This window comes from Gemmiger formicilis, assembly GCF_016901605.1.
GTDB lineage: Bacteria > Bacillota > Clostridia > Oscillospirales > Ruminococcaceae > Gemmiger > Gemmiger formicilis_B.
This window is the reverse complement of record NZ_JACJKP010000269.1, coordinates 1-2,492: the sequence shown is the minus strand read 5'-3', so window position 1 is coordinate 2,492 and position 2,492 is coordinate 1. Positions and strand designations below refer to the sequence as shown.

Sequence of the window (2,492 nt, the reverse complement as noted above, 5' to 3'; positions counted from 1 at the left end):
AGGCTGTTAGAACGATTCGACGCTATGAGGAATTACATCCGCACAACCTTCAGCAGAAAGCAGCTATTATTGTAGAGACTTTCCGTGAGGTCACAAAAAAGAAAATCGGTGGCCGTGGAAAGATGATGGTAGTTACTGCGTCCAGGCTGGCGGCAGTCCGTTACTATCATGAAATTAAGCGTTATCTTGAAAGCAACAATTACGATGATGTAGAAATCATGATTGCTTTTAGCGGGAGCCTGAAAGACCCAGATGACCCGACAGGTACTGAATACACCGAAAGCGGTATGAATGTAGATCGTAACGGCAATCGGGTGAAGGAAAGTCAGACAAAGGCCGTATTCCACGAAGAAGGCAATATTCTCATTGTTGCAGAAAAATATCAGACAGGCTTTGATGAGCCGCTTCTCCACACGATGATTGTTGACAAAGAGCTTCGTGATGTGAAGGCTGTTCAGACTTTAAGCCGTGTCAACCGTATCTACCCTGGCAAAGAGGACACCTATATTCTCGATTTTGTAAATCCGATTGAACGCATCCGTGAAGCTTTCCAGCAGTTCTATCAGGAAACCAGTCTGGATGAAGAAATCAACTTCGATTTGATTTACACAACACAGAAAACGCTTCGTGGTTTTGGCATCTATACAGATGAGGATATTGAAGAAGTTTCCAGTATTTATTTTGACCCGGATGTGCGCAAGGCAAATCTGACTCAGGGAAAGATATCCAATGCGCTAAAGCCTGTGGCTGATAAGTACAACGAACTCAATCAGGAGCAACGCTATCAGTTTCGTAGAGAAGTCCGTGCGCTCGTTAAGTGGTATAACTACATTTCTCAGATTACCCGTATGTTCGATAAAGAACTGCACAAAGAGTACGTTTTCTGCTCTTACTTGGCCAAGTTGCTTCCCTCCGATCCCGTACAGCCATTTGATCTTGATAATAGAGTCAAGCTGGAATATTATCGTCTGGAAAAGACATACGAAGGTGCAATCGAACTTGAAAGCAAGCCTGGATCTTGGAAACCGACTCAGCCAAAACGGGCTGGTGGTCAAAAAGATCGTACCAGTCCATTGGACGAGATTATCCAGCGCATCAATGAGGAATTCTATGGTGAATTCACAGATGCAGACCGTGTAATGGTTGATACGCTGTATCAAAAAATGCGCAAGGATTCTAAAGCCAAAAAAGCCGCAAAGACCGAGGATCGCCAAGTATATGAGAGAAGTCTTTTTCCGGGGATTTTTGATACAACCGCACAGGAAGCTTATATGGAGAACACCGCAGCATATGAGCAGCTCTTCTTGGATGCAGATAAGTATCAGGCTGTGATGAGAGCTTTGGCGGATCGTCTGTATAAAGAACTGCACGACGACAAATAAGGTGAAAGATATTCAGCCTTAAAATATGGGAATCATATTTCAAATATCATTACCCCATCCTTGGGCAGATTATAGTTTGGAGAAGTTTGCAGATGGCGAATTGCTTGTTTTGCAAATTTCTTGCTTACCGTCGTATCCCACTCCGCCAGCCGAATAATCTCCGCCGTTCCGGCCTCAAAATCAAACGAAATCTCTCCCCATTCGCCGTCGTTGTCCACCTGGTAGAGGTAGACAGCGGCGGCGATTTTCTTTTTGCGTTTGATCTGGGATTTGCGTTTCAGCAGGGTTATGTGAAGCACCCCGGCTTCTGTCAGCAGACAGGCCAAGTGTTCCACAGCTTTGCGGTAGGCCCGTTCTGCACCACTGGCTGTGCTGCCCTCAAAGAGGACTGCCAGTTCTTCAAAGGTCAGTCGGGTGCTGATGGGACTAACCCTACCACAGGTCATACAGATGGCGTTTCTCTTTTCCAAAAGGGTCTGCTCCCGGTAATTCAGCTTTTCAAACGATTCTCGGACAGCTTCAGCCTGGATGCCGTTCCATAGAATCTCCGCATAGTCCCAATGGTCATCCCGGCTGACATCCTCGCCGGTTTCTTCGCTGTCCTCATCCTGAATGGTCTGATAAAACGAAACACGGCTTCGATTTTGTTTGGCCACTGCCAAAAACTTTGCTGCGGTTTCCTCGGTACAACCGTTTTTCTGGGCATAATTTTGGATCGCCGCCTGTTCAGACTGACCGGATTGATTGTAGAGCCATGCAATTCCACGCACAGCTTTGTACTCATCCACATTTTCAAAGGAACCGGCCTCCTCCTGCATCCGGCAGGTCAAAAGGGCGTTCCCGATAAAATGATGGGCATAGGTCAGAAAATCCGCCCCTTGTGTTGGATTGTACTCCCGGAGACAATCCAGCATGGCAAGCACACAGCCCATTTTATAATCCAAAAAGCGTTCCGGGTCATAGCGATCCAGCCCCTCCCGCAGCAGGAAACGGTGAATACGACCATTGAGCCGGTTCTCATAGTGATGCAGAAAAAAGGAAAACCAGCGCAGTTCTCGACGCTGCACGGCCTTAATAATATAATCACTCGGATTTTCATGGACAGGCGGT

Annotated in this window: 2 protein-coding genes; one reads left to right on the top strand and one right to left on the bottom strand. The window is 46.7% G+C overall.

The features are described 5' to 3' along the window. Nucleotides 1-1,382, top strand: a 1,382-nt coding sequence (locus tag H6B10_RS13975; protein ID WP_204652161.1) for a type I restriction enzyme subunit R domain-containing protein, incomplete at its 5' end; no start/stop codon positions are given. A gap of 32 nt (nt 1,383-1,414) precedes the next feature. Here H6B10_RS13975 and H6B10_RS13970 read toward each other — a convergent pair. After that, on the bottom strand, nt 1,415-2,492 hold a 1,078-nt coding region (locus H6B10_RS13970), incomplete at its 5' end, for a hypothetical protein (protein ID WP_204652160.1).